Annotated in this window: 24 protein-coding genes; 12 read left to right on the forward strand and 12 right to left on the reverse strand. The window is 41.2% G+C overall.

Annotated elements, in window-relative coordinates:
- Positions 1-52: 52 nt before the first annotated feature.
- The 4 genes from K7A41_RS09090 to K7A41_RS09105 form a co-directional block, all read right to left on the reverse strand.
- Positions 53-1,399 carry a sensor histidine kinase gene (locus K7A41_RS09090; RefSeq protein WP_265713475.1) on the reverse strand — a complete coding sequence of 449 codons (1,347 nt, stop codon included), beginning with the start codon at positions 1,397-1,399 and terminating at the stop codon, positions 53-55.
- Positions 1,400-1,401: 2 nt separating this feature from the next.
- Entirely contained in the window at positions 1,402-2,082 is a 681-nt protein-coding gene (locus K7A41_RS09095; protein WP_265713476.1) for a response regulator transcription factor, read from the reverse strand.
- Positions 2,083-2,907: 825 nt separating this feature from the next.
- On the reverse strand, positions 2,908-4,323 hold the full coding sequence (locus K7A41_RS09100) for a Gfo/Idh/MocA family oxidoreductase (protein WP_265713477.1): 1,416 nt from the start codon (positions 4,321-4,323) through the stop codon (positions 2,908-2,910).
- Between the two features lie 5 nt (positions 4,324-4,328).
- On the reverse strand, positions 4,329-5,726 hold the full coding sequence (locus K7A41_RS09105) for a 3-keto-disaccharide hydrolase (protein WP_265713478.1): 1,398 nt from the start codon (positions 5,724-5,726) through the stop codon (positions 4,329-4,331).
- 729 nt (positions 5,727-6,455) lie between these two features.
- Here K7A41_RS09105 and K7A41_RS09110 point away from each other — a divergent pair.
- Positions 6,456-6,941 (forward strand): hypothetical protein, encoded by a 486-nt coding sequence (locus tag K7A41_RS09110; RefSeq protein ID WP_265713479.1) that lies wholly within the window; start codon positions 6,456-6,458, stop codon positions 6,939-6,941.
- A gap of 40 nt (positions 6,942-6,981) precedes the next feature.
- Here K7A41_RS09110 and K7A41_RS09115 read toward each other — a convergent pair whose 3' ends face one another.
- The 5 genes from K7A41_RS09115 to K7A41_RS09135 form a co-directional block, all read right to left on the reverse strand.
- A complete protein-coding gene (locus K7A41_RS09115) occupies positions 6,982-7,464 on the reverse strand; it encodes a Crp/Fnr family transcriptional regulator (protein ID WP_265713480.1) in 483 nt (160 codons plus the stop codon).
- Between the two features lie 408 nt (positions 7,465-7,872).
- Entirely contained in the window at positions 7,873-8,982 is a 1,110-nt protein-coding gene (locus K7A41_RS09120) for an AAA family ATPase (RefSeq protein ID WP_265713481.1), read from the reverse strand.
- On the reverse strand, positions 8,960-9,547 hold the full coding sequence (locus tag K7A41_RS09125; RefSeq protein WP_265713482.1) for an RNA ligase family protein: 588 nt from the start codon (positions 9,545-9,547) through the stop codon (positions 8,960-8,962). Before K7A41_RS09125 ends, K7A41_RS09120 begins: the two co-directional genes overlap by 23 nt.
- A complete protein-coding gene (locus K7A41_RS09130; protein ID WP_265713483.1) occupies positions 9,522-9,680 on the reverse strand; it encodes a hypothetical protein in 159 nt (52 codons plus the stop codon). Before K7A41_RS09130 ends, K7A41_RS09125 begins: the two co-directional genes overlap by 26 nt.
- A 262-nt stretch (positions 9,681-9,942) precedes the next feature.
- Positions 9,943-10,974 (reverse strand): hypothetical protein, encoded by a 1,032-nt coding sequence (locus K7A41_RS09135; RefSeq protein ID WP_265713484.1) that lies wholly within the window; start codon positions 10,972-10,974, stop codon positions 9,943-9,945.
- A 447-nt stretch (positions 10,975-11,421) separates the two neighbouring features.
- On the opposite strand from K7A41_RS09135, the gene K7A41_RS09140 reads away from it, so the two are divergent.
- The 9 genes from K7A41_RS09140 (at position 11,422) to K7A41_RS09180 (ending at position 17,698) form a co-directional block, all read left to right on the forward strand.
- A complete protein-coding gene (locus K7A41_RS09140) occupies positions 11,422-11,820 on the forward strand; it encodes a hypothetical protein (RefSeq protein ID WP_028069076.1) in 399 nt (132 codons plus the stop codon).
- 137 nt (positions 11,821-11,957) lie between these two features.
- Positions 11,958-12,566: a hypothetical protein gene (locus tag K7A41_RS09145; RefSeq protein ID WP_265713485.1), complete on the forward strand. Its 609-nt coding sequence runs from the start codon at positions 11,958-11,960 to the stop codon at positions 12,564-12,566.
- Positions 12,567-12,865: 299 nt separating this feature from the next.
- Entirely contained in the window at positions 12,866-13,402 is a 537-nt protein-coding gene (locus K7A41_RS09150; protein ID WP_265713486.1) for a GNAT family N-acetyltransferase, read from the forward strand.
- A 50-nt stretch (positions 13,403-13,452) separates the two neighbouring features.
- The gene (locus tag K7A41_RS09155; protein WP_265713487.1) at positions 13,453-13,989 is read left to right on the forward strand and encodes an NADPH-dependent FMN reductase; all 537 of its coding nucleotides are present in this window, start codon (positions 13,453-13,455) and stop codon (positions 13,987-13,989) included.
- Between the two features lie 366 nt (positions 13,990-14,355).
- On the forward strand, positions 14,356-15,471 hold the full coding sequence (locus K7A41_RS09160; RefSeq protein ID WP_265713488.1) for an SMP-30/gluconolactonase/LRE family protein: 1,116 nt from the start codon (positions 14,356-14,358) through the stop codon (positions 15,469-15,471).
- Between the two features lie 10 nt (positions 15,472-15,481).
- Positions 15,482-16,489: an alpha/beta fold hydrolase gene (locus K7A41_RS09165; RefSeq protein WP_265713490.1), complete on the forward strand. Its 1,008-nt coding sequence runs from the start codon at positions 15,482-15,484 to the stop codon at positions 16,487-16,489.
- Positions 16,490-16,689: 200 nt separating this feature from the next.
- Positions 16,690-17,004, forward strand: coding sequence for a hypothetical protein (locus K7A41_RS09170; protein WP_028069082.1), 315 nt, complete (start codon positions 16,690-16,692; stop codon positions 17,002-17,004).
- Positions 17,005-17,010: 6 nt separating this feature from the next.
- A complete protein-coding gene (locus K7A41_RS09175) occupies positions 17,011-17,346 on the forward strand; it encodes a hypothetical protein (protein ID WP_265713491.1) in 336 nt (111 codons plus the stop codon).
- 10 nt (positions 17,347-17,356) lie between these two features.
- Complete coding sequence (locus tag K7A41_RS09180) at positions 17,357-17,698, forward strand: hypothetical protein (protein ID WP_265713492.1); 342 nt, start codon at positions 17,357-17,359, stop codon at positions 17,696-17,698.
- On the opposite strand, the gene K7A41_RS09185 is transcribed toward K7A41_RS09180, so the two are convergent.
- The gene (locus K7A41_RS09185; RefSeq protein ID WP_265713493.1) at positions 17,680-18,429 is read right to left on the reverse strand and encodes a DUF72 domain-containing protein; all 750 of its coding nucleotides are present in this window, start codon (positions 18,427-18,429) and stop codon (positions 17,680-17,682) included. The two genes, K7A41_RS09180 and K7A41_RS09185, sit on opposite strands and share 19 nt — an antisense overlap.
- 128 nt (positions 18,430-18,557) lie before the next feature.
- Between K7A41_RS09185 and K7A41_RS09190 the strand changes: the two genes are divergently transcribed.
- Together K7A41_RS09190 and K7A41_RS09195 are read left to right on the forward strand one after the other, a co-directional pair.
- Positions 18,558-19,667, forward strand: coding sequence for a glutaminyl-peptide cyclotransferase (locus K7A41_RS09190; protein WP_265713494.1), 1,110 nt, complete (start codon positions 18,558-18,560; stop codon positions 19,665-19,667).
- A 100-nt stretch (positions 19,668-19,767) separates the two neighbouring features.
- Entirely contained in the window at positions 19,768-20,316 is a 549-nt protein-coding gene (locus K7A41_RS09195; RefSeq protein ID WP_265713495.1) for a GNAT family N-acetyltransferase, read from the forward strand.
- Between the two features lie 72 nt (positions 20,317-20,388).
- On the opposite strand, the gene K7A41_RS09200 is transcribed toward K7A41_RS09195, so the two are convergent.
- Together K7A41_RS09200 and K7A41_RS09205 are read right to left on the reverse strand one after the other, a co-directional pair.
- Entirely contained in the window at positions 20,389-22,635 is a 2,247-nt protein-coding gene (locus K7A41_RS09200) for a GH92 family glycosyl hydrolase (protein ID WP_265713496.1), read from the reverse strand.
- Between the two features lie 24 nt (positions 22,636-22,659).
- Positions 22,660-24,918: a GH92 family glycosyl hydrolase gene (locus tag K7A41_RS09205; protein WP_265713497.1), complete on the reverse strand. Its 2,259-nt coding sequence runs from the start codon at positions 24,916-24,918 to the stop codon at positions 22,660-22,662.
- Positions 24,919-25,146 lie beyond the last annotated feature (228 nt).

Here is a 25,146-nt window from a genome sequence, read left to right on the forward strand (position 1 = left end):
ACAGACGACTTTAAGATAAATTAAAGTTTGATTAGAAAAGGTTAGAAAACGATTAGAGTTTTGGAAAAAAAAGTGAAACGGTAGTTCCGGAATCATCCGAATCAATCTCAAATTCTACTCCCTGGTCTTTAAAAACGATTTGCGCAAAGGATAATCCGATACCACTGCCCTTGATCTCACCTACGTTGGAGGCACGGTAGAAAGTTTGTTTTATCGCTTCCAGTTCGGCAGGCGGAATACCGATACCATGATCAATAATCTGCAATGAAAGCCGATCCGACAATGTCTTTAACCGCACGAGCACTTCTTTACCATTTCCGTACTTCAGCGCATTTTCGATCAGATTAGAAAGTGATAAAGCGATGAGCATTTTGTTCCCACGACAGTTAAAATACATTGGATCACTTACCTGCACATCTATCATTATCGGAATTTTAAATGTCTGTTTAAACTTGGGTACGAGATCCCACACAATCTCATCAATTCGAAATACCTCTTGTGACCGCCCCACTGTCCGATCTTCCGTTAAGAGTAAAAAATTGCTGATCAAGTTATTCAAAAAATTGACATGTTCGGTGATGGTGTTTACCAGCTCCTCGTATTCTTCCGGACTTCTGGCCTTGCCCCCAAACACTTCCATTGATCCCAAAATACCCGCTAACGGCGTGCGGAATTCATGCGAAACATAACTCACAAAGTTCCTGCGGATGATCATGTTCTCACTGATTCTTCGTAGGAGCGCATTATAACTTTCTACGAGATCCTGCAGTTCATCTTTACTCTTAACAACAGTAAGCGGTTGTTGTATAGTATTAAGGTCCTTGTTTCGAATTTCGTGAATAACATTGCGGATCGGCAAGTAAGCATATTTTCCGAGCCAGATTGAAAATAATATTATACTGATCCATGCCACAAAGAAGACTACTGTGAGTGTGATGAGCAAACGGTTTAATTGGTGATTGAAATCGGTTTTTGGCTCCTTAACAAAGACAAAAAAATCGCCCTGATTGTCGGGATAATACAGTCCAAAATAAAAGTTATCGTCTGTTTTAAAATAAATGGTCTTTTCCCGTTTTAGTCGTGCGAGCAGATCCAGCCCAATTTCGTTGTCTTGACGAAGACCACCGTAGCTTATCTTACCTTCAGCATTAAAAACCGCTACCATCGCCCGTTTGACAAGGCTTTCGTATTGTTTTTTGGACTCCTGATGTTTTAAGGGACTTTGCTCATCCGCCTCCAGATAATAAATACCCGCAATTTTTGCGTTTTTTTCAAGCGAATTTATAAGGTATCGTTCCGACGAATTGTAAAATAACCAGTAAATGACTATCGCTGCCAGTCCAAATATAATAGCAATCGCCAGGGATGAGAAAAAAGCCAGTCTGGTCTTCAGATTCATAATTAATCCGTTTTAAGCATGTACCCCACACCTTTGACTGTCTTGATCAATGAAGCCTCGCCATCAGGGTCGATCTTGCCTCTAAGATAGGATACATATACATCAACTACGTTAGTATTATTGTCGAAATCAATTCCCCAGACAGCCTGAAGTATGGCTGTACGCGAAAGCGTTTTATCACGGTTTTCAATTAAAAATTTAAACAGCTTAAATTCTTTGGGAGACAAGTCAACAAGTTTGCCATTCCTGTATACCTCATATTTCTCAAGATCTATTTTAAGATTACGAATTTCAATCAAATTCTGTTTGGTCATGCTCTTATAACCATCTCTCCGGACTAGGGCCCGAATACGGCTAACCAGTTCTTTGAAAGCAAAAGGTTTGACTAAATAGTCGTCTGCTCCGCTCTCCAGCGCCTCCACCTTGTCCTCGACTTCACTGAGCGCGCTTAAAATCAAAATCGGAATCCGATTTTTTCGGTAACGTATCATTTTGGTAAACTGAATCCCGTCAATACCCGGCAACATGACATCAAGCACGATTATATCCACCGACTCGGCACTAATCCATTCTCTGGCAGCTTCTGCAGATTCCACTAAGATCACCTGATACCCTATTTCCTCGAGGCCCTTCACAACAAAGCTGCTGATACGACGATCGTCTTCCACTAAAAGTATCTGCATAGACAAACTCTTTATACAAAAAAAGAAATTATTAATTGCTGTATCTCATGATGAGATCTTACAAGTATACGAAATTACCGATAAAGTCCACCAGTCTTAAACTGGAAGATAGATAACCGAACAAACCTAATGGCACCTCAACTATTTTTTCATTAGATTTTAAAAAAAATTTGCAAGTGTATAAAATACACTGTACATTTGTACCATCATAATTTAGGTTTATAATTGGTTATTTAAGGTTTTCATTCTCCCCGTTTGAAAACCTTTTTTTATTTTATATCGAGCATATCTAGCTGTCAGCACGTATGTAAAGTTATCAACGACAAAATCGTTGTAACAGATCTACAGTAATTGTTGTAAAAAGTTCGAATTAAGATTCCTACTATCCGATTGGTTGACGCATTTCCCTCAATTAGATGATAAACAGGTCGTAGATAATTGTAATTGGTATCGCCTTTCTGTCACATGTAATTAGGAAAGAATTGCCGCTTATTTGTCGTTTGACTTCGTCAAGGTACGTGTATAATGTCACATAAAGCACACATATGCTTGTTGCATTAATTGCTTTATCCACAGAAAATCGAGGCATCAAAAAAAAATAAAAATAAAGTTGTATAGTGTAATAAATACACTTACCTTTGTGGTATCATAATTTAGGTTTATAATTGGTTATTGAAGGTTTTCATTCTCCCCGTTTGAAAACCTTTTTTTTTGTCAGAGCCAAACCTTCATCGTTCGTAAATACGCAGAATATATAGCAGTAAAACATAAAGTGCCGGCTGCTTTCAGCCGACACTTCACCTTTATAACGTTGTCGTTTCCGAATTACATTTTGTAGTACTGTTCCCATCCTGTGGCCGGCGGTGGACCTGCCAACAATGCATTAGCAAATTTATCATTGCTGATTTCTTTCTTGACAGGATCAAAAACAAGCTTCGAGTTCAGTCGCTGTGCGATAACTCCCAGGCAAAATACTTGGCTCAATGGACCGGCTATTTCAAAAGCAGACCTGGCCCTCTCCTCTCCCTTGCACGCTTTTAAGAAGTTAGCAAAATGATTTGAAGGGGATTTTTGCACATCGGGTAGGCGCGCTTCCATTTCTTTAGCTTTTGCCTCGGGAATAATCTGTAATATACTTGCGTGAGACCCGCCCTTGAATGTCAAGTCTTTTCCATAGATGATCTTACCGGGATTTAATTTTGCTGGCTCAAGTTTCCCGGTACTCGGTGCCGGAATATTGGGATCAAGCCCCGAAATGCCATAACCCTCTGGTATAGGCGGCAGGTTATCCAGGCCATCATACCAGTTGATATCCACAGCAGGCATTTTTTTCCGCTTGGGAAAGTGGAATTTCAAGGTGGAAGACATGGGGAAGAAGTAGGAATTGTGGCCATCCAGCTTCACTGCGGTAATTTCTGTCGGCAATCCAAGGTCTAGGAATTCGTGTGCTGTATCTAAAATGTGCGCACCCCAGTCTCCGAGGGCGCCCATTCCAAAGTCATACCAGCAGCGCCATTGCCCGTTTACAAAATCCTTGTTATAATTATGCCCTAATGTCTGCATCTGCCAAAGCTCCCAGTCCAATGTTTCTGGCACTGTCTCTGCGGCCGGAAATCCTTTTATATTGACATTCCAGCCATGCCATCGACGAGGCATGTTCATATGGGCATCGATACGTGTTACGTCCTTGATGATACCTGCTTCTTTCCAAGCCTTGAATTGAAAATAGTTTGCCTCGGAGTGCCCTTGATTTCCCATCTGCGTGGCAAGTTTAGGATTTCTACGTGCCTTATCAGTCATAAGTTCGACTTCTAGGAAGGTCCGGGCCATCGGTTTCTCTACATAAACATGCTTTCCAAGATCCAAGGCGAGCATAGTTATGGCAAAATGGGAAAAATCAGGCGTACCAATACTAACAGCGTCAATCTGATTACCGACTTTATCAAACATCACTCTAAAATCGCTAAACCTAGGTGCGTCGGGGAACATCGCGAGGATCTCCTCTGTGTGTTTAGCCCCCAGATCCACATCGCAAAGCGCAACAATATTACAGAGCCCTGTTTTATATAACTCTTTTATGATCTCCCCGGCACGGTTTCCCAACCCCACACAGGCAAGGTTGACTCGTTCATTGGGTTTTGCAAGACTCACATTACCCAACACACTATTTGAAAGCATGACTGCGCCAGCTGCCATGACAGATTGTTTCACAAAGCTTCTGCGTGATAAATAATGGTTCATATCGTCTATTGTTGGTTTGGCTTATTAATTTTTATACTACGAAACGAAACACGGTCTCCATGATCCTGCAAAAGGATAAATCCTTCCTTGGCTTCACCAAAATTTTCCCAGTCTTTATATTTGCTGATAGCTACCAGATCCCTGAATTGTTTCGAACCTCTCTCATAGGTCAGCATTTTGATTCCGTTTAGGTAATGCTCCACTTTATTGTCAGCAGTTACGACTATACGTCCGCGATTCCATTCACCGATTGGCCTGCGGGCTCGTGCATCGCGATTGGAGGTAATCAGATCATACAGCGAGGCTAAAGTACGGTTTCCATCTCTGCCCAATTTCGCGTCGGGATGAAGCGCATCATCCAATACCTGATACTCCAGGCCGATAGCTGACCCTTTGGATTTCTCCTTTAGCGTCACAAAATATTTCACCCCGCTATTGGCGCCGGCGCTGAGCTTAAATTCAAAAGAAAGATCGAAAACAGTATATTTATCCCTTGTGACGATATCGCCGCCATTCGTCGATTCGCCCCCATCCGATTTCAGGACTGTTAGCTGACCATCTTTAACTTCCCAACCACGATCAGGGAATTTATCTCCATGAATACTTCGCCAACCGTTACTTGTCTTGCCGTCAAATAATAACTTCATACCTTTTTTCTTTTCGGCATCCACAATTTCATTCGGTTTTAAATTCACGATATAAATATCGTTTGGAAAGCCTTTAGATCTAAGGTTGCTAGTCTTAATCTTGACATTTTTGAAATACACCTTTTTTCCATCAAGCTCTGCTGGAATACTATGCACCTGCAAACCGATAAAACCGGCTCGGTCAATGGTATCCACAACATAAGATACAGGAATATCGTTGATCCACGTGCGCAGTTCATCCCCAATCGCTTCAATGCGTACATGATTATATTCCTCTGGCTTGTAGGCTTTCTTGGCGTTTTCGTTAAGATCCAAAGGATACAGCCAGCCTCGGCGCGCTTCATCATATATACCTCCCGTCCAAGCACGGGCAGACGGATCTATCTCAACTTGACGGCCATATACGCGACCTCGGCCTTCATTTGCTTTTGCATCCAAATGGCTCCGTGTCTGTATCCCCGAGTTTGTTTGACTACCCTCAAGCTTAACATCGAGTTCCAATATAAAGTCGCCGTATTCTTTTTCGGTAATTAAAAATGAATTTGGTGTACCTTTTGTCATGCGCCCCACGATTGCATCACCTTCTACGGTATAAGGGGCTTTTCCGCCCACAGCTTTCCAACCATTTAACGTTTTTCCGTCAAAAAGATTCGTCCATCCTGATTCTGTGTCGTCATGGGACTGCGCATACGATAATGGAATATTGCTCAGTGCCGCTACCATCAGAACAGTCTTGATTAATGTATTTCTTCTCATTGTAATAATTATTTCTGGAGCATCTTGCCCGGTTTATTTATTAAATATTGGTTGTTTAATGATCAGGATACATCCCCACATTGGCTTATCAGCCGTCACAGCTGTATACCTAAATTTCTGTTATCAATATGAGAAAATTCCCGCATGAATAACGATTGGTTATTATCCTTGTTTTGCAAAACAATATATTAATTAATAAAAGCTAAATGAACCAAATTACGTGATTTATTTACGAAAACGTTTGAAACAATTGGACACTCAACGCTAGAAATATAGTTTCAAGCTTTGCAAGACAATCAACGGATAAACTGGTACAATGAATATAAACATGAGCATAACGAAAAAGAAACTATTATCATGAGACGGATTATGCAGCTCGCCTTTTTCATGGGTTAAGTCCTGATTATGAGTATACACGCAACCGCTTTTGCTATAAGCCGCTGCCAAAAGCAGCCAATGTGTACCTTATTGCAAGAACCATATCAACACCATTTTTTGTATCGCGAAAAATAAAATCAAAACAATCAGTAAAAAATTTGGAGAATACAAAAATTATACACAACTTTAAAGCACAAGAAGGATCCCAAACTAGGCGACAAAGGAGATAAAGGAAATTTTTTTATTTTAAAACAACGGTTTCATTTCAGATTACCCTGTAGATCGAAATCAATGCCAGTTTTTTTTTGCAGAAAAAACTTCACTTAACATATAAACAGTAGCATTTTAAATATGACAACCGATCCTATCAAGGTGTACGCAGTAGTGTCTAAAGAAGTTAAAGAAGATCCAGATATATTCACTAATCTGGAAGGCATTTTTTCAACTTATGAAAAAGCTCAGGAATATATCGATCATTTTTTTGGTGACGCCAAATATGGCTATCGTACTATAATTACCACTATTCTAGATCCTTTTCAGGAAGAGATCAAAAATAATGAATCATATTACAGTATCTCTTCACAATTGATTAATAACAAATTAGAAATTGAAATCTGCAGAACTTCCTTTGCTGTTATTCTGTGCGAATTAGGACAATTAAGGGTAGAGGAAGCAACCGACGAAAAACCTCTGGAGATAAACCTACATTGTTTTGCTATGTCCGAGGAAAAAGCGATAGAGAAATTCCATCAGTTGGTTGATGACTATGCAGCGAACAACAATTTGTATTTTCAAATCAATCCATACCGTATCGTTAGTTCTGATCAGTGTTATTAATACCCTTAACGTATATCCGATTGAGGTAAATCCATCCCAATCAGGAATTCAACCTCCTTCTAATTTCACTTAGATATTCAGGCGTAAAGCCTAAAAAAGAGGCAATAAGATATTGAGGAACACGTTGAACAAACTCGGGGTACTTCCGTAAAAAATCACGGTAAAATTCCTCCTTTGACAGCGAAAAGAAATATTTGACACGCATCTGAGCAGCCGCATAAGCCCGTTGGTACACAAACCGGAAATAACGCTCCATAACCGGAAAAGCTGCAAGCAATTTTTCCTGATTGTCAAGACTGATATACAATATATCTGATTTCTCGACCGCCTGGATATAGAAAGTGCTTGCCAATTTATACTCATACGCAATATTGTCCGTAATCCACCAGTTCTCTATGGCAAATTCAGTCGTTTGCTCTACACCTTTTTCGTTTACAAAAAATTTGCGCAATATACCTTTTGTGACAAAGTAATGATATCTGCATATTTCCCCCTCTACCAACAGGTTTTCTTTTTTTGCCACTAACTTGCTTTGAAAAAATGTTAATATATCTTCAAAAGCATTATTATCTATTTGAATAAACTTTGTTAAATGTGCCCTAAATGCTTCGGCTCCGGCTGTCCTGTTTTGATCCATGATTCTTTGATGTAAGTTAACACAAAAGTTTGTCTCAGCAAAATACACACTGAATAAACAAGCATGATAACGAATCTTGACAGCTTGCACGAGCCCTGATCCAACGGGATGTCTACAAAAAATCAGCTCACCACTTGACAGGTAAGCTGATTCGCCTTTAACAGTTTAACAGAATTATTAGAAACTAATACTGTAAGTATAACGATGATATTCCTGTTTTCTGTATAACCTCATTTACTTTTTGACTTCATTTGCCTGATCTCCGATCCACAGGCTCCGTTAAGGTATTGCCAGTTAATCGACAACATATAAGACCTCATGTGCTTCTGTCAGCAACGGCACTTCCAAGTTATGCAACATCTTGTCCAACACCACCTCGGAAAGAGGATACGCACATTGGTTATTCTGGTTTCGCCACTGATCATAGGGTCTTTCGATATAGACCAGCTTTATATACGCCTGATAACTGACAAAAAGATCGATTAGCTGTTTACGCATCATAGATGTGATATTTGTCGCGTTCCACACGAAATTCTGCCCGCGGCGCAGATAACCCTTCGCTTGCTCTTTCGCCTGTTGGACAACCCATCCATTTCTTCTTCTATCAGTCGGATCTATACGGTGTTTGCGACGGATATCGTCAAGACTGATAATGGGCACATCTTCAGGAAGGGTACTGATATAATGATCTTTACCCATCCCCGGCAAGCCTGATAACACGATTACTGTGGATTTAAAGCGATCAAAAGGTACATAATCCACGTAACCTTCTTGCCTATTGAAATAAGTAAACCGTGCATTCGAGCTTGTAAAAACACGCGGTGAATGCCAACACGCCAGCTCCTTGGCATATAACTCAAACAGTTCAAGAGCATCGAGCAATCCACGCTGATCCTGACAAATCCGGCCCTTTACGTCTGCTTCCGCCAGCAGTTTTAGCTCAGCCATATCGAGCCGCAAGGAAGCTTGCAGTGCTCTCTTCAAGGGATCCACCTTGTCCATCAACCATAGAGGGAGCCCATGATAATACACCAGCGCCACAATTTCCTCCCGCAAAACGAAAGGCGTCTCGACGTCCCGGAATAAAATTTCCCGTGCTGTCTGCGCTCCCTTTCGCGCATGACCGGGCGAACTAATCCGTCCTTGACCGTCGATTAATGTTGTTGACCGTTTCTCGACGTCATGTAAAAGTGCAGCAGCCCATAAAACTTCCTGCCGTTGAATGCTCATCCTTTGATAGGTCTTTGAGTGCTGCAATTGCTCCAAAACCATTTGGGTGTGAATTGCGACATTGCCTTCAGCATGATGTACCGGATCTTGAGCGACATACTGCATATCGCGTATCCATGAAAACTGATCATGTAGACTCTGCCAATTTTTATTATCTGTTATTTTCCAGTCCATTTTTTGAATTCCTTTCCCAGATGAGCTTTGTTCTTTTCCATGACTTTGTCCAATGCTCATCTGTCTGCACATGACCTTGTCGAACGTACTTAAATATGTTATGATTAAATTCCGAAACAGAATAAGCGTTTGTATTTCGACAAACAAGTCCTTCGCACGTACAGCCTTCCCCCGTCCCCGGATCAATAGATCCAAATACGGACCCCTGTGCTGCAAAAGTTTCAATAATATCCTGTAGCCGTATGGGCGTCAAGTCTTGCACGATATCCACTCGTAATACGGGGACAGTTGGCAGATCAAATAAAGCAGCATAAAATTGAACTTCATCCCAAGAAAGCCACATGTCTTTAATGCGCGCAGCAAATACGTAATAGTAATGTTCTAATTTGACATATTCAATGGAGTGGACGGCATAAAGATTTTCTCCGAAAAACTCCAGGTCGCCCAGATCATTTTTTAATCTTCCCCAGTGTTCCCGTAATGCCGCCGTCCACGGGGTGACTGTCGGAGCTGCATGCGAACGTGCAAATACCCCTCTTTTAGATAGACAGTTGTTTTTCCCCATCCAGTTTCTCTGTATAGAGCAAACCCGGGAAGGATTGGATATCTGTCCAATATTCATGATTGAAACGATCGTCACTGCTTGTTCCAGGAGAAAAAGGAAAATGGTAGGTACGACCATATTTAGTTGATTCCATCTTTTGATAAATAAAATAATAATACAACGATATGAGTATGGAGTATAAGCTCTCTTAACCATTTTGGATTTCTCCATATGGTTGCTTCACCTCTAACATATTTAAGTTGTATTACATGACTTTTTTTTCTAAAAATGTCCAACAAAAATGATCATCGGCAGCAAAAGTAGTGATTTCGTACGAAAATTAAAATTGTCCGCGGCATGATACGCTTCGTTGCATCCGTAAAACTCTCAGCGACTCGCCTGACATGGACAGTCATTTAAATACGGATCAAGGCATCCCAACCACCGCGGGAATACGTGGGATGACCATTCAAAAATTGTTTCACATTTTGCCCTCTGAGCCCTCTACCCGTGCGCAATATAGTATTGAGTTCATTCTGCCTAATATTCTGCAACAACATTTTTTCTACGAAGGTCTGGAACTTTAAATCGTCCGCGACCCGCTTGATTGGATATCGTACAAAAATCATGTTAACAGCATAATTTTTTGATATTTTAACAACCCAGTTGTCCATACCGATCTTCCTGAGCTGTTCAAAGATAGTTGGGCAATCAAGCATGGTCCCATTTCGTAAAATAATACATTTAGTTTCGGCCGTCACGTAAACGGCTACGATATCAATAAAGCGCAGAGCGCTCAAGTTGACTTGTTGCTCGAATACGCCTTGTTTCGCCAATAGATCGGCCAATAAATAAATATCAACATTTGTTATGTCCAAACCGTATGTCCTATCTTCCTTTTTCGGCGGCCTGCCTTTTAACATCACAATGGGTGCTGTGTAAGTCAGTTTTTCCACCGAAGGCCTGACTCTACCCTGGACTTTGCGTTTTGCCACAATAGGCTGAGGAGCCGGAAGTTCCTTTTCAAACTCCATACTACGGATGACCTGCATAAAGGGCCGATCGTAAATCACAGCCAGATTTTGGCGCTGACCAACCGAATGATATAGCAACGACCAGTTTTCCTGCATATAAACCATCAGGCTATAGGATACAAAAATAGTTGCATAACGGATCCCATAAGTTTGCATGTGGGATTCAAAAAGGATTGAGCGCTCTACAGAAGACTGGCTATAGACAAAAATGACAGCAACGTACAAGAGTAAAAATGGAAAAACGGACACAAGTAGAAGGGAAAAGAAAGCGATAAAATGCAAAATGATATCCAATCCTGGTATATGTTTTACGCCGCCCCCCAATCGCTGCCGCATATAGGATACGCTCCAATAAGTCGGCAAATTGAGTACCAGGGATACTATCGTAGCCCCAATCCAAAACACAAATACCATAATAACTACTAAGACCCAATATTTTAACTGAACTGTGCGTTCCAAAAAACCTTGTATCGATATTGTTTTTAAGTTAAAGACAATAGATAGCATCAGCGAACAAAAAAAGTAAACGATAGATTTCATAGTGTTCCTCCAAAATGCGTGGCTAGGATAATAATAGTTATTTAAAATAAACCTACACTAAGATAACCATTTCTATCAAAATTTTAAAATAACAGATTATTTTTATAAAAAAATTATACCTAAATTAATAAAAAAATCCAACGCGCTTCTTACCCAGCAAATAAGACAAGCGGATTTATCACCTTAGATAATATCTTGATTATAAAATAGCAGCCAATTGCCAACAACCTGCATGGGACTGCCGTGTTATCAGATTTTTTGGTCAAAAAACAATGAAATTTGATGAAATATTTACATTTTGTCTTACAATAAATTTAAATAATGAAACAGCAATTTAACAACAGTGGAGTGGCTAAAGTACAATCTCGAATCTTAGCACTACCAGAAACATTACTAAAAAATGAAACCAGCGCCATCCGCCAAGATTTTTTGGCTTGGATGGAAACTAACTTTGCACTGACAACGAGTCAAAAGTTCCAGCTCATGACGATGCCCGATGAGCTACAGACAAATTTGGGCCTAGCTATCGCTAATTGTTACGAAATGGGACAGGCTGTACAATTTTTTAAAGAAACCCGTTCGGACCACGACCAACCGGATCTGAAAGATATTATGATCCATGGGGCTGAAACGATGGCCGAAATCGACAGCATCAGCATGCAAAAAACAGCATTTGTCGGGCAGCTTGCTATCAATATACGTTACAAAGTGAGGATGTGACCAATTGTGTCGCCTTCGATGTAAACAAAAGATTATACAGTCAATTAACCATGTCGTTTATCGTCACTACAGAAAGTAAACGGCATGGTAAATTTCTACACACTGACCTTTTCATTTCCTTCGACGCAATAATCAGCATGAGAACAGCATACAATAAGATAAGGAAGCACCTAAGTTCGTTATTTGTCAGGTTCAGCCACATTCAGAAGCAATTTCAGCATCAAGTAAAAGTAGAAGAACTTTCGCTAAGACAATATGATCCATGCGTGAAAAACATCGCGGATACACTCACACGATGGTCATCCGCAAACGCGAAGAGAGAGACGGTAGCACAACCAGTTATTAATTTGCAGCCGATCACTGCGAACGGACGAATTCCATTAATCAGTAAATCGCATTATTCGATCTGTATCTGGCATCCCTATGTCTGGCTTACAGAAACGTACAGCATATGGGTACAGAACAACCCTCGTCTCCTTCTGGTCTCTCATGAAGATGTCTGTACCGCCGCGAGGTGTTCGGAGATCCTTCTATTTAGTTGTGGCAGCAACTCCGCTATCAACTCTCTGTTAGAACAGATCGATATTAGCAACAAATTTGTCATCATTCTCTCCACTAACAGCGAAAAGGATATCCGTCTGCATATACGATCCCGGATCGACCACTATCAAAATGCGTATCTGATTGGATCACAACATCAATTTGATCTATTCATAACACAAATACTCTCACAAGCGATACATTGAAATTATCTCAAAAAATATGTAATCATATTACCAAGTCGGCAATCAGACCCTAAAATATGCCGACAAAATGGTGGGAGGGTAATTGTTTAGCCGGAATCAGCTAACTTAAAACAAGATGTCTTGAAAAATAACTCCAATTTCTTATCTTCGTGATTCAATATTAAACTTTACAGTGAGGCCGTTTTTTCCACGTGCGACATGGTTGATTCCGGAAAAACTGTCGCGATCATGCAACGATGCAAATGACCGTCAATCAATGATTTCACGCTGACTTTTTTCACGATTTATAAAGTATAAAAATGGGAAATTTTCCGAAGCTCGAGACACACCGACTCATCCTCAACGCCATAACTACCGCGGATATTCCTCAGATTGTAACTTATCTTCAAGACAAGGTATTTTCCGACTTTACCTCGAATATTCCCCACCCGTACCGTAAAGAAGATGCAGAGTTTTGGCTCAAAATGTCTGATGAGGCCTTCAAAAGCCATAAAGCTTTTAACTTCGCTATTCGGGATAAAAGCGGAAAACTGCTGGGGGCTATTGGACTACAGGATGAGGGCTCTGATAAAGCGGAGTTGGGTTACTGGATAGCTATACCCTATTGGAATAAAGGCTACGTGACAGAAGCCGCTAAGAAGATTATTGAATATGGTTTTAAAGAACTGAAGTTCAACAAAATATTTGCTACTTTTTTTCCGCACAATGTCGCATCGGGAAAAGTGATGAACAAAATCGGCATGAAGCCCGAAGCGATCCTAAAACAGCATTTAAAGAAGGACGGAAAATATTATGATATTCCAATGTACTCGATTTTTAGAAACGATGTAAAATAAAATTGATTAAAAATTACCTATTTTTAATAAACAAAGAAGCACGACATACCATGAAAATATTCGCATTCGCAGGAAGCAATTCTTCCACCTCTATTAATAAACAGCTGGTTAAGTTCGTTCTCAAAAGCTTTGAACAACAGCATGATATTGACCTCATCGACTTAAACGATTACGATATGCCGGTATTTTCTGTCGACAGAGAAAAAAAAGGTTATCCCGACGCAGCTTACCGTTTTTTAGAACATATTGCCGCCTGTGACGTCATCGTATGCTCTTTAGCAGAGAACAACCGTTCTTACAGTGTGGCATTTAAAAATATCTTTGATTGGGCATCGAGAATAAATGTAAAAGTATTTCAGGACAAGCCTATGTTGTTGATGACGACTTCTCCCGGTGGCTATGGAGGGGGCAATGTGATGGCAGAAGCGCAGAAATTCTTTCCTCAATTTGGCGCGATAATCAAAGACTCCTTCTCATTACCTAAATTTTACGATAACTTTGATTTGAACAATGGCACGATAACTGACCCTATACTTCTAGAACAGCTGAATGAGAAAATAGAGCATTTTAAGAAAACCCTGGTCTAGATATAAGCATATTGGTCCAACAATAGATGCAGCCATCCAAAATATACCCCAGCCGCTGCCGATTCCAAATTTTTGCGCTGGGCAGTGAATCAGATTTTAGCCTGGGTCAACAAAGAGGTTCCCACCAATATAGCACACATTCAAGGAGAAAAAGATAGTATCCTACCCATCAAGCACTTATGTACTACGTTGTCGCTAAAGGAGCGGAGCATTTTATGACTGTAACTTGTTCGAAGGATGTTGAACATGTTATAAAGAGAAGTTTACAATACAACAAAGTAAGCTTAGAACGGTATAGCTAATTTCGTATAATTCGGTAAAACAATAGGCTTAAAAAAGAGGTTATATTTTAAACATACTGGAATAATGATTAGAAAAACTCTATTTATTTTACCGTTGATCCATACCTTTTGTATTAACATCCGGGCGCAAGAAAAGCTTCCATTGGATCCTAACCTGGAAATTGCAGCTTCTTTTGATCCCTACCGCCCTATTGGAGTCAGTGTAAGTTCAAACAACAGATTATTTGTTTCATTTCCAAAGCAAAAAGAGGATTACCAATACGGCCTGACGGAAATTATAAATGGTAAATGCGTCCCCTATCCCAACGAAGACTGGAACAAACAGGGTAATGAAAAGTCTCATTTTGTCAACGTTCAGGATATATTTGTCGACGCGCAGGACTATTTGTGGGTACTGGACTCTAAACCATCTTCTTCTGGTTCCATCTTTGGCGGTTCAGGTAAGATTGACGAGGGACAATTCAAATTGTTAAAAATTAATACACGTACGGATCAAGTCGAGCGCATTTACACCTTCGACGATATTGACAAAGAAAAATCAGGGCTAAATGACGTCCGCATCGATATTCCGAAAAACCTAGCTTATCTTTCGGATCCCGGACAGGCGGCAATCATTATTCTTGACCTCCGGACAGGAAAAACTAGAAAAGCGCTGGAAGACACATCCTTCACACTTGCCGATCCCGGACTTGTGCTCAGTTATTCTGGTACAGCTATGCGTAATACAGCCGGCAAACCGTTTCTTTCCAATGTCAACGGAATTGCCTTAACGCACGACTTTAATTACCTCTATTTCAAACCCATAAACAAGGAATATTTATACCGCATAGCAACCAGGCATCTAGCGGACTCATCCTTATCTTCGACAGTGTTGCAAAAAAAGGTGGAAAATATGGGAAAGGTTGGAGTCACCCACGGTTTACTTGCGGATAGCCAAGGTAACATTTATCTCACAACTTCAATGGACTACAGTATCAAGTACCTGTCTTCCGATGGAGAGATCCATACACTCACACAAGACCCAAGATTGCTATGGCCGGATTCTTTAGGGATCGGAGGCGATGGTTATCTTTATTTCTCGTGTGCACAGCTTTCCAGAGACCCGCAGTGGAATAATGGGATCAGCAAAGTTGAACTGCCATACAGGATTTTTAAAGTAAAACTACCACAGCGAAAATAAAAAAGTAATAATGAGACTATTTGTAAAGACGCTTTCTGCGATGTTACTTGCGTTGACTTACTTCACAGGCCATGCGCAAACCGGCCGTCCCGTCCTTGATATTATGCTCAGCAATTATCAATATCCTTATACCGTACATTTTCTCGAGCTGAAGAGCCAGGGCGAAAACTTAAAAATGGCTTATATGGATGTCAAACCTCTGCAGCCGAACGGGCAAACCGTTATGCTTCTCCACGGTAAAAACTTTAATGGTGCCTATTGGAAGACCACCATCCAGGCACTGAACGGGGCAGGCTACCGGGTTATCATTCCAGATCAGATTGGATTCGGTAAGTCTTCCAAACCGACAGCCTATCAATACAGTTTTCAGCAATTGGCTGCAAATACAAAGCTGCTACTGGATAAGTTGAATCTCAACAAAATTAGCTTGCTCGGCCATTCAATGGGCGGTATGCTCGCTACGCGATTAGCACTGACATATCCCGAAACTGTCGAAAGACTTATCTTGGAAAATCCTATCGGTCTGGAAGATTGGAAAGTTGTGGCACCCTATACCACCATTGACCAAAATTTTCAAACCGAATTAAATGCCAGTTACGATGCCGCAAAAAGTTATCAAAAAGGATTCTATTACGACAACAAATGGAAGCCCGAATATGATGAATGGGTATATTTGCTTACCGGATGGACCAAAGCCAAAGACTACCCTACCGTTGCACTGGTGAATGCCAAGACTTCGGACATGATATTTACACAGCCCGTAATGTATGAATTTCAGCATATCAAAGTCCCAACTTTGCTAATTATAGGTACCCGGGATCGGACAGCCATTGGCAAAGCTAACGTAAAGGATCCAAAAATAGCAGCAGCCATGGGGCAATACCAGAATTTAGGAAAAGAAACTCAGCAAAAAATAAAAGGCTCAAAACTCGTGGAACTTGAAGACGTAGGACATTTACCCCATATTGAAGCTTTTGGTCAGTTTATTCAGCCACTGCTCTCTTTTTTGAAGGATTAGCCCACATTTCTCAGCTAAAACCTGCGAACTATTGTTTCGTAACACCTGATCTTGTATTACGAATTAATTTAGCTATCTGTCTACCACGCAAACAGGACACTTACATAGCTTTCGATATTTTTGTTAAAAAAAATAGCACAAAAATCTCCATAAACTAATATTTTTAGTATATTTGACTATCAATTTTAGACAGTATCTTTATGGAACAAGCGAAAGTATACGACAATAGAGATCTCCATGTAGGTGATATTGTTCGTTTTCATACACCTTACCCTGACGAGGATCCCCATACAATTTTTATTGTACTCTGGTCGTTCTACGATCCTGATGGAAAGTCATCACGTGCTGAAGTCGTGAAGTTTGACCCTACGTTGAAGCAATACCCGATTATTCAAAAATGGTTTATTCGGGATTTGGAAAGAGTTCCAGAAATCAGTCCAGAATTACTTAAACAGATCGAGTTATTCATGAAAAGCAAGCTGGGTAATACCATTATTAGTAAGTTGGCTTTTTAAAGAGATATGATGAAAGGGACGATAGAAAACAGATTCAAGACCAGCCGTACACTTGGCGGGATTCCAATGCGGTCAGACTGGCGTGAACAGCTCAAAAACAGCGAATTAACGGGTTTAATGCAACGGCTTGAAAGCATGCCGCGGGAGACACTCGTTGAGTGGCTACAATGGCATAAACCGAAAGGAAACTATACGGACCGAAAATGTCTTGATAATGGTGCACCCCTCCTTTCCAAAACAAAAGCTGTTGAATATACTTACAAAGAAATATTATACATTCATTTGAGGAAACAGCATAACGATTTCCCTGCTGCAACGGGACAGTTAATATTCAAAAATTAATAATTTCATTATGGAAATGTTTATCAAACAAATCATTGGTCATCAATTGCCCGAAATAGCTGCCATGGAAACGCGGCAAAAAGATTGGCGCTATCAGCTTCTAAACCTTAAAGACCAGGCGCTATTCGAGCGACTCTCCCTAATGAAGCGCTATGAGTTGCTTGAATGGTTGCAGTGGCATGATTGTCACGGGTGTTATGCAGATCGCGATCGTATCAGAAAAGGCATACCTTTATTTACCAAACTTCAAGCACTGACAAGTGTTTACCACCACATCATGCGTGATCACGAAACTTGGGACGGGTATATGGGCAACAAATATATTCGCAACAGCTATTCTCTCATGATATAACCTTCCAATGTACGAAGATTGGCAATCGCCGCACCGATCGTGTTATTGAAATAGGTATAAACTGTTTTTCCTTCAGCAAGACAATCATTAATATAGCTGCTGTACTCATAGAGTAATGTATCTTCATAGCTTTCGCGATAGTCTCCGTTGGGCCCATGAAAACGTATGTACACAATACCTGTACCATTGCGGGAAATGCTCAGGCCTTTACCATCTTTATCATGCAGTACGCGATGTACATTATAGGACTGCAACAGTTCTTCCGTTTCTTCACGGTACCAAGAATCGTCCCTGAATTCTACACACACTTGCCAGCCTACACTCCTTTCATCAGACGCGATCACGCCCAAAAGCCGGTCCAAGTTGGTAATTGACGGAAACTTGGCCGACGGTGGTAATTGTACCAGCAGGCATCCTTTTTTATTTGCTGCACCCTGGATTACCCCTAAGAATTTACGCACATCGTCAGTATCAAACATCAAGTCTTTTTGATGTGTAATTCCCTTCCATAATTTAAAGGTAAAACGAAAATCAGGACCTGTCTCGTCACTCCAGCGCTCAACAGTCTCCAATCTGGGCATCTTATAAAATGAGCTGTTCACTTCCAGAGAATTAAACAATAAACTGTAGACCGATAATCTGCTCTTATCCTGCAGTTCTTTTGGATAAAAGTTCTTGTTTTTGTAGGGCAAGAGAATACCGCTCGTCCCCGAAAAATAATTTCCCTTCATACATATATAACAATAATAAATACCATAAGGGTTCAGGTCTTTAGCTAAAATGCTTATATTTAAAAATGATGATCGATGACTTATAATGAAAGTACCAACCTACGTATAGCAAATATTTTTTACATTTTATGAAAAAGACACTAACTCTGCTTACACCGATGTGGGCATTTTTTTTAATCGGATGCGGAGGAAACAACAAACATTCTGCACCCTCCTCAATCGATAACCAACCCCAACATGCGCCTGTCATTAGTTTGGAAGGCATTAAACAAAAGTACACTCAGGGGGAAGAAATCGACTTTAAAATTGCGGAGTCCAATCGGTTACAAATAGATTCTGTGCAATATTATATAAATGATCATCTTATTGCAACTGTAAAAGATAGTAGGCCCGTCCGATACACGTTGGGCAGAGAAAAGTTTGGCAAACAGATACTTAAAGTTAGCGTATTTAACAAGGGGGCGTCGATTGAGAACGCGATAAATATAGACTATCTGCCTTCAACACCGCCGAGAATAATGCGTTACAAGATTATCAACACATACCCACATGATATCACAGCGTTCACGCAGGGACTGGAATTTTATGGAGATCAACTCATGGAAAGTACGGGAAACGGTATCGGTGCCAGCGGACATAAACGCAAATCCAGTATCCGAATGGTAAATCCTAAAACAGGAATACCGACCAAAAAAGTAGAGCTACCAGATTCAATTTTCGGTGAAGGAGCAACGATATTAAACCGGAAACTATACCAGCTGACGTACAAGAACAATCTAGCCTTTGTCTATGACATCAACACATTCAATAAAGTAAAAACACTGCCCTATTTTCAACAGATAGAAGGCTGGGGCCTTACTTGTGACGGCCAAAAACTCTACATGTCAGACGGATCCGAGCACATTTACCTGATCAATCCTGAGGATTTTTCCAAGATTGACTATATACGTGTCGCTACCGACGAGAAAATCGTTGACCATATCAATGAGATGGAATGGGTGCACGGAAAAATTTATGCCAACTTTTTTATGGAGAATATCATTGGTATTATTGACCCCAAAACTGGGGCAATTGAAGCTTTAGCTGATCTTTCTGAATTACGCGAACAGGTCACCCAACATATAGATCTGGACGTGCTGAATGGAATAGCTTATAACAAAAAGTCAAAAACTTTCTTTATTACCGGAAAGAATTGGGACAAAATTTTCGAAATCAGCTTGTTTGATGAGTTACCGTAGTCAGGTTAGAGGCACCAAAATACAACGTATCAAGTATCGGCATTTGCTCTTTTATCGAGACTAGCGAAGTTTAAGAAGAATGAACAATTAGATCATATTTATGGAAAATACAGATTTAAGCAATATCGTGATTGAAGAATGGAGTGAACCAGATGGAAAGACAATCTCCGAACTGGCCTCATTAACAATGGATGTCGTCCGCGGAGGCGCTTCAGTAGGGTTTATGGGCGACTTAAGTCATGAGGAAGCGAGCAACTTCTGGCAACAGGTTCTGGTTAAGGCTACCGCAGGAAAAATTGTGTTGCTCATTGCAAAAAACACCTCGTCCAATCAGATCGTGGGCACGGTACAGCTACAGGTAGATCTCCCCAGAAATCAACCTCATCGCGCCGATGTTGCGAAGATGCTGGTACATTCATCTTTTAGGCGCCGGGGCCTGGCGGAAAGCTTACTTAACCGTATCGAACAGCTAGCAAAAACGCTCGGAAAGTCATTATTGGTACTCGACACAGTAAGTTACAGTCCCGCACATGCGCTATACTTAAAATGTGGATGGAAGGTCGTTGGGGAAATTCCCAACTATGCACTCCTTCCGGATGGTACGCCTTGTGGCACAACCTATTTCTATAAATCCCTGATAGCTGATTAAATGCTAAAATACAGAGCCTCCATAGCGCGATTGCGCTGCGGAGGCTCCATAATAAAGACTACTTGTATTAATTTATCGAGTTTTATACCATACCGGACCGGGCTTATTGCTCATCTCAAATACGAGGTTTGCGCCCGACATGATTTGTTCATGTGTAATATAACTTGTTTCAAGTGGTTTTCCATTTATCGTGACTGACCTTATATAGATATTTGATTTATTCACCCTGTTAGCTTTGACCGTAAATTTTTTACCATTGGCCAGCTTAAGTTCGCTATATGGAAATATAGGAGTGCCGATTTCGTATCTGCCACTCACAGGATCAACCGGATAAAAACCAAGTGCACTAAAGACATACCACGCTGACATTTGACCACAGTCATCATTTCCACTCAGACCAGAAGGATTATTCAGATACAACGTTTCCATGACCTGCGCAGCATAGTGTTGCGTTTTCCAAGGTTCCTCAACGGCATTGAAAAGGTACAAGGCATGATGACTCGGCTCATTTCCATGCGCATATTGCCCTATCATCCCGGTACTAAAGATCGGGAGTTTGCTGCTGTCCACGGGATGCATGGTGAACATACTGTCTAGCTTCTGAGCAAATCGGGATTTCCCACCTACGAGATCCATTAATCCCCGAATATCGTGCTGAACCGACCAAAAATACTGCCAGGCATTGCTTTCACAGATATGTGTACTATATTCTTCAGGGTCAAAAGGCGCAACAAACTTGCCACTGCTGTGACGGGGCTGCATAAAAGAACTAGCCGGATTATAGACATTTCTATAATATTTTGCCCTCGCAGAAAATGTTGCAGCAATAGCTTTATTACCCAGCCTATCCGCCATAACAGCGATACAATGATCGTCAAAAGCGTATTCCAGTGTTCGGGACAGTGACCAGTTATCGCTATTATATGTATCTTGAACATCATAAGGAACATAACCTAATTTTTTATAAAGGCCTATTCCTCGATAGTGATCGATATTTGCTGTGGCCACACAGGCAGCCAACGCCTTGTTAGCATCGAAGTCGCCAATCCCTTTTAAGTACGCATCCACAATAACTGGGATAGCATGATTACCGATCATCATATCTGTTTCGCTTCCATAGATATTCCAAACGGGTAGCCGGCCATTTTGTTCATAGAACGCAATAAAGGATTTGACCATATCATTGACACGGTCTGGATCAGTATACGTAAATAAGGGATGTGAAGCCCGGTATGTGTCCCATAACGAAAACGTACTGTAATTGGTCCACCCCTCAGCTCGATGAATTTTCCGGTCCGCACCGAAGTAAGCACCATCGACGTCTCCAAATATTGTAGGAGCTAACTTCGAATGATATAATGCTGAATAAAATTTAACTTTGGCATCTTTATCCGCTGTCCGGATGGCAATTTTTCCCAGCTCTTCGTTCCATCTATTTTCCGTTTGCTTTAGATAATAGTCAAAGTCGTCTTTCGGGACTTCCGCTTTTAAGTTTTTGGACGCCCCTGCCATGCTTACTCCTGAAAGGGCTGTACTGAGTGTTACTTGTTCACCGGCAACTGTCTTGAAGTCAAAACGCGCCTTGTATGCGGTACCGATACGCTCTGTGGTCTTTTTTACAGTATCCATAACCGACAAGATGGCCGAGCTGTCGATATGCACGGCGCGAAAGGGCTTTGAAAACCGCGTTTCAAAATAGACACGCTGTCCCCTAGCCCAACCCTCAGAATAACGATAACCACGAATTGTCACTGAATCGACCACCTCAATATAGGAGTCTGTCGTAACATCCCAGTTCATCGCTTTTTTCAGGTCCAGAAATACTGCGGCGTCTGCTTCTGGAAAAGTATACCGCTGAATGCCACAGCGAGGGGTTGCTGTCAGTTCTACATGAATGTCATAGTCGGTCAGCTTGACCCGATAGTATCCTGCATGGGCCTGTTCGTTTTGATGCGAAAACTTAGCATGAATACCTAGAGGAGCTTCAGCTTCGTGATAAGGTAATGTTACCGGCATAAAAGAAATGTCATATAAGTCGCCGGCTCCTGTACCGCTCAAGTGTGTATGACTAAATCCGGCGATCGTGCTATCTGGATAGAAATAACCTGAGATACGGTCCCAGCCCGGTAACCCATTGTCTGGACTTAATTGTACCATACCAAAGGGCGCCTGTGCCCCAGGGTATGTATTTCCAGTAAAGTCAGTGCCGATAAATGGATTGACAATCTGTGCATATCTATCAACACCCCTATCCTTTAGCGAAGCACAACCCACCAAAGCCAGCAGCCCCGCACCCATCAGGTATTTTATATTTTTCATTTAATTAATGGTTTACTCTAATTTTTAATGAACATTTCTCTCTCCAGTAACAATGGTAATTTCCTTACTATTTACCAGTACATCGTGGCTGATCTTAACACCATTCAGGGACTTCCCATCGACTAGAATCCGCTTGATATAATCTCCTGTGTCTTCTTTTTTACGTCTGATGACTACTTTATCCCCATTAGGATAGAACTGTTTATCCAGCTGTATGGTAACCTTATCAAATACAGGTGTAACCACAGTATAGTCGGGTCTACCGGGACAGAAAGGATAAATTCCCATCATATTCATTAATGCCCAAGTCGACATCGTTCCTGTGTCATCATTCCCCGGAATACCACCCGGGCTATTCGTGAAGTGCTGGTCAAGTATCTGTTTCACCAACTTCTGTGTGCGCCACTCTTCCCCTTTTATTTCCGAAAATACGTGTGGATAGAGCATATCCGGCTCGTTTGTTACGTCAAAGAAGCCTTTATCGAAGGTAGCCTGCAGTTTATCAACAAATTTTTTCTTTCCGCCCATTAATTTGACGAGCCCAGGAATATCAAAAGGAATCGCAAAACTATAATTCCATGCATTGCCTTCGTGAAAACCGTGATTGGGTTCGAAATTAGCTCCCATCAGTGGGTCAAAGGGAAATAAAAACGATCCATTTGCAACGATAGGACGGAATGTACCATATTCTGCAGAATAATAATGCCTGTATCCCTGTGCCCGCTTACCAAAGAGCTGAGCATCTTTATTTTTCCCCAATGATTTAGCCAGCTGCGCCAGATTCCAATCCGCAACATAGTATTCAATAGCATGAGATACGGAATTGTCAAACGAATCACGTAGTGGCACATAACCGTACTTTACATAATCAGCGTTGTCCGGACGAATTCTGTTGCTCGAATCCGTAGTCGTAGCTGACTTCAAAAACGCTTCATAAGCTGTGTGGATATCAAAATCCCGAATACCTTTCATCCAGGCATCCACGATCACCGGAACCGCGGGATCTCCGTCCATCGTATAGCTTTCCCGGCTGTACAGCTCCCATTTCGGCATCCAGCCATTTTCCTTATAAATATCAATCATGGAACGTATCATGCCCGTTTGCTTCTCCGGATACACGAGCGACATGAGTGGCTGTACATTTCTATACGTATCCCATAATGAGAATACTGTATATCGATTGCGCCCAGTGACGAGTGTCTTTCTACTCTCCATGGCAGGATATTCGCCATTGACATCCTGTAATATGTTCGGATGGATCATCGCGTGATAAAGAGCAGTGTAAAAGACAGTTTTCTGATCGTCGGTACCTCCTTCTACTAAAATTCTCGAAAGCTCTTCATCCCATAAGGATGATGCCCGGTACCTCGTTTTTTCAAAGTCAAACACCGCTTGCTCCGCTTCTAGATTTTTGCGCGCATTTTCAACACTTACAAAGGAAACTGCAAGCTGCACTTCCACAGTCTCGTTTTCCTGAAGATCAAAGCTCAAAAAAGCTCCCAGGTCATCGCCCGATAATTGGTCTGAATACTCCGTAAAGATTTTGTATTTGCCCGCATCTTTGTTCCAGTCATTCTCCCATTTCTGCCCCGCGCGCTGATACTTCCAGTAACCTTTCCTTGAAGGTTTCTTGTTGACACGCATCACAAAAAAGATCGGATAGACCGCTTGATTGTTGGTATAACAGAACGAACCTAGCAGCTTGGACCCTTCAAGCTCGGTATCGCTGACATACCGGACTGAAGCACCTGTCTCATTTGTAAGTCCTTCCCCTAGATTGAGTAGGATATTGGCCTGTCCTTTCGGAAATGTGAATTTTGACACCCCCACCCGAGTTGTCGAAGTCACTTCTGTTTTGATACCATATTTTTTTAATACATTACTATAATAGCCCGGATGAGCTACTTCTTGAGCGTATGTACTTCCATATTCGCGATAATCAACTTCCAATCTTCCGGATGTCGGCATCAACAGCAAGCTTCCCATATCCGGACAGCCTACGCCACTCAGATTTACATGGGAAAAGCCGGTAAAATAGCTATTACTATGCTCATATGGTGTGGACCACCATCGTGCATCTTTGTCAATAGCATTGATTGATGACCCCATGACATTAAAAGGCGATACGTTCATCAGTCCATGAGGCACTTGAGCTCCCGGATTCGTCGTGCCATAATTGGTTGTTCCAATAAAAGGATTGACATAATCTGTCGGAAGTTTTTGGGCAGATACATTATCCCAAATAAATAATCCCAGAAGGATATAGCGAAAAAACTTAATCATATCATCTTGATAAGCGCCTTACTAATCGTATTCTTCATCAGCGGACAGCGCATGTTAGTGTGGTCACAATACTACTGATAATACCAAAAATATACAACTATCAGCAGGAGTAATATCGATCATTTTACAATGTTAATAGGTTTTAGCAACACAATGGTAGCTATCAAAATGAAACTTGCAGAAGCCGGGACCGAATATGATGGCCGTCAGACAAAAAAAACTCCTGAA

Source organism: Sphingobacterium sp. InxBP1, from assembly GCF_026191775.1.
Lineage (GTDB): Bacteria > Bacteroidota > Bacteroidia > Sphingobacteriales > Sphingobacteriaceae > Sphingobacterium > Sphingobacterium thalpophilum.

Coding starts and splice junctions, on each gene's coding strand:
- K7A41_RS09090 (WP_265713475.1), bottom strand. CDS start 1,399: ATGAATCTGAAGACCAGACTGGCTTTTTTCTCATCCCTGGCGATTGCT.
- K7A41_RS09120 (WP_265713481.1), bottom strand. CDS start 8,982: ATGGACTGGAAAATAACAGATAATAAAAATTGGCAGAGTCTACATGAT.
- K7A41_RS09180 (WP_265713492.1), top strand. CDS start 17,357: ATGGAAATGTTTATCAAACAAATCATTGGTCATCAATTGCCCGAAATA.
- K7A41_RS09110 (WP_265713479.1), top strand. CDS start 6,456: ATGACAACCGATCCTATCAAGGTGTACGCAGTAGTGTCTAAAGAAGTT.
- K7A41_RS09175 (WP_265713491.1), top strand. CDS start 17,011: ATGATGAAAGGGACGATAGAAAACAGATTCAAGACCAGCCGTACACTT.
- K7A41_RS09190 (WP_265713494.1), top strand. CDS start 18,558: ATGAAAAAGACACTAACTCTGCTTACACCGATGTGGGCATTTTTTTTA.
- K7A41_RS09140 (WP_028069076.1), top strand. CDS start 11,422: ATGAAACAGCAATTTAACAACAGTGGAGTGGCTAAAGTACAATCTCGA.
- K7A41_RS09095 (WP_265713476.1), bottom strand. CDS start 2,082: ATGCAGATACTTTTAGTGGAAGACGATCGTCGTATCAGCAGCTTTGTT.
- K7A41_RS09160 (WP_265713488.1), top strand. CDS start 14,356: ATGATTAGAAAAACTCTATTTATTTTACCGTTGATCCATACCTTTTGT.
- K7A41_RS09185 (WP_265713493.1), bottom strand. CDS start 18,429: ATGAAGGGAAATTATTTTTCGGGGACGAGCGGTATTCTCTTGCCCTAC.
- K7A41_RS09135 (WP_265713484.1), bottom strand. CDS start 10,974: ATGGTATTTGTGTTTTGGATTGGGGCTACGATAGTATCCCTGGTACTC.
- K7A41_RS09150 (WP_265713486.1), top strand. CDS start 12,866: ATGGGAAATTTTCCGAAGCTCGAGACACACCGACTCATCCTCAACGCC.
- K7A41_RS09125 (WP_265713482.1), bottom strand. CDS start 9,547: ATGGGGAAAAACAACTGTCTATCTAAAAGAGGGGTATTTGCACGTTCG.
- K7A41_RS09155 (WP_265713487.1), top strand. CDS start 13,453: ATGAAAATATTCGCATTCGCAGGAAGCAATTCTTCCACCTCTATTAAT.
- K7A41_RS09195 (WP_265713495.1), top strand. CDS start 19,768: ATGGAAAATACAGATTTAAGCAATATCGTGATTGAAGAATGGAGTGAA.
- K7A41_RS09130 (WP_265713483.1), bottom strand. CDS start 9,680: ATGGAATCAACTAAATATGGTCGTACCTACCATTTTCCTTTTTCTCCT.
- K7A41_RS09100 (WP_265713477.1), bottom strand. CDS start 4,323: ATGAACCATTATTTATCACGCAGAAGCTTTGTGAAACAATCTGTCATG.
- K7A41_RS09165 (WP_265713490.1), top strand. CDS start 15,482: ATGAGACTATTTGTAAAGACGCTTTCTGCGATGTTACTTGCGTTGACT.
- K7A41_RS09105 (WP_265713478.1), bottom strand. CDS start 5,726: ATGAGAAGAAATACATTAATCAAGACTGTTCTGATGGTAGCGGCACTG.
- K7A41_RS09170 (WP_028069082.1), top strand. CDS start 16,690: ATGGAACAAGCGAAAGTATACGACAATAGAGATCTCCATGTAGGTGAT.
- K7A41_RS09200 (WP_265713496.1), bottom strand. CDS start 22,635: ATGAAAAATATAAAATACCTGATGGGTGCGGGGCTGCTGGCTTTGGTG.
- K7A41_RS09205 (WP_265713497.1), bottom strand. CDS start 24,918: ATGATTAAGTTTTTTCGCTATATCCTTCTGGGATTATTTATTTGGGAT.
- K7A41_RS09145 (WP_265713485.1), top strand. CDS start 11,958: ATGAGAACAGCATACAATAAGATAAGGAAGCACCTAAGTTCGTTATTT.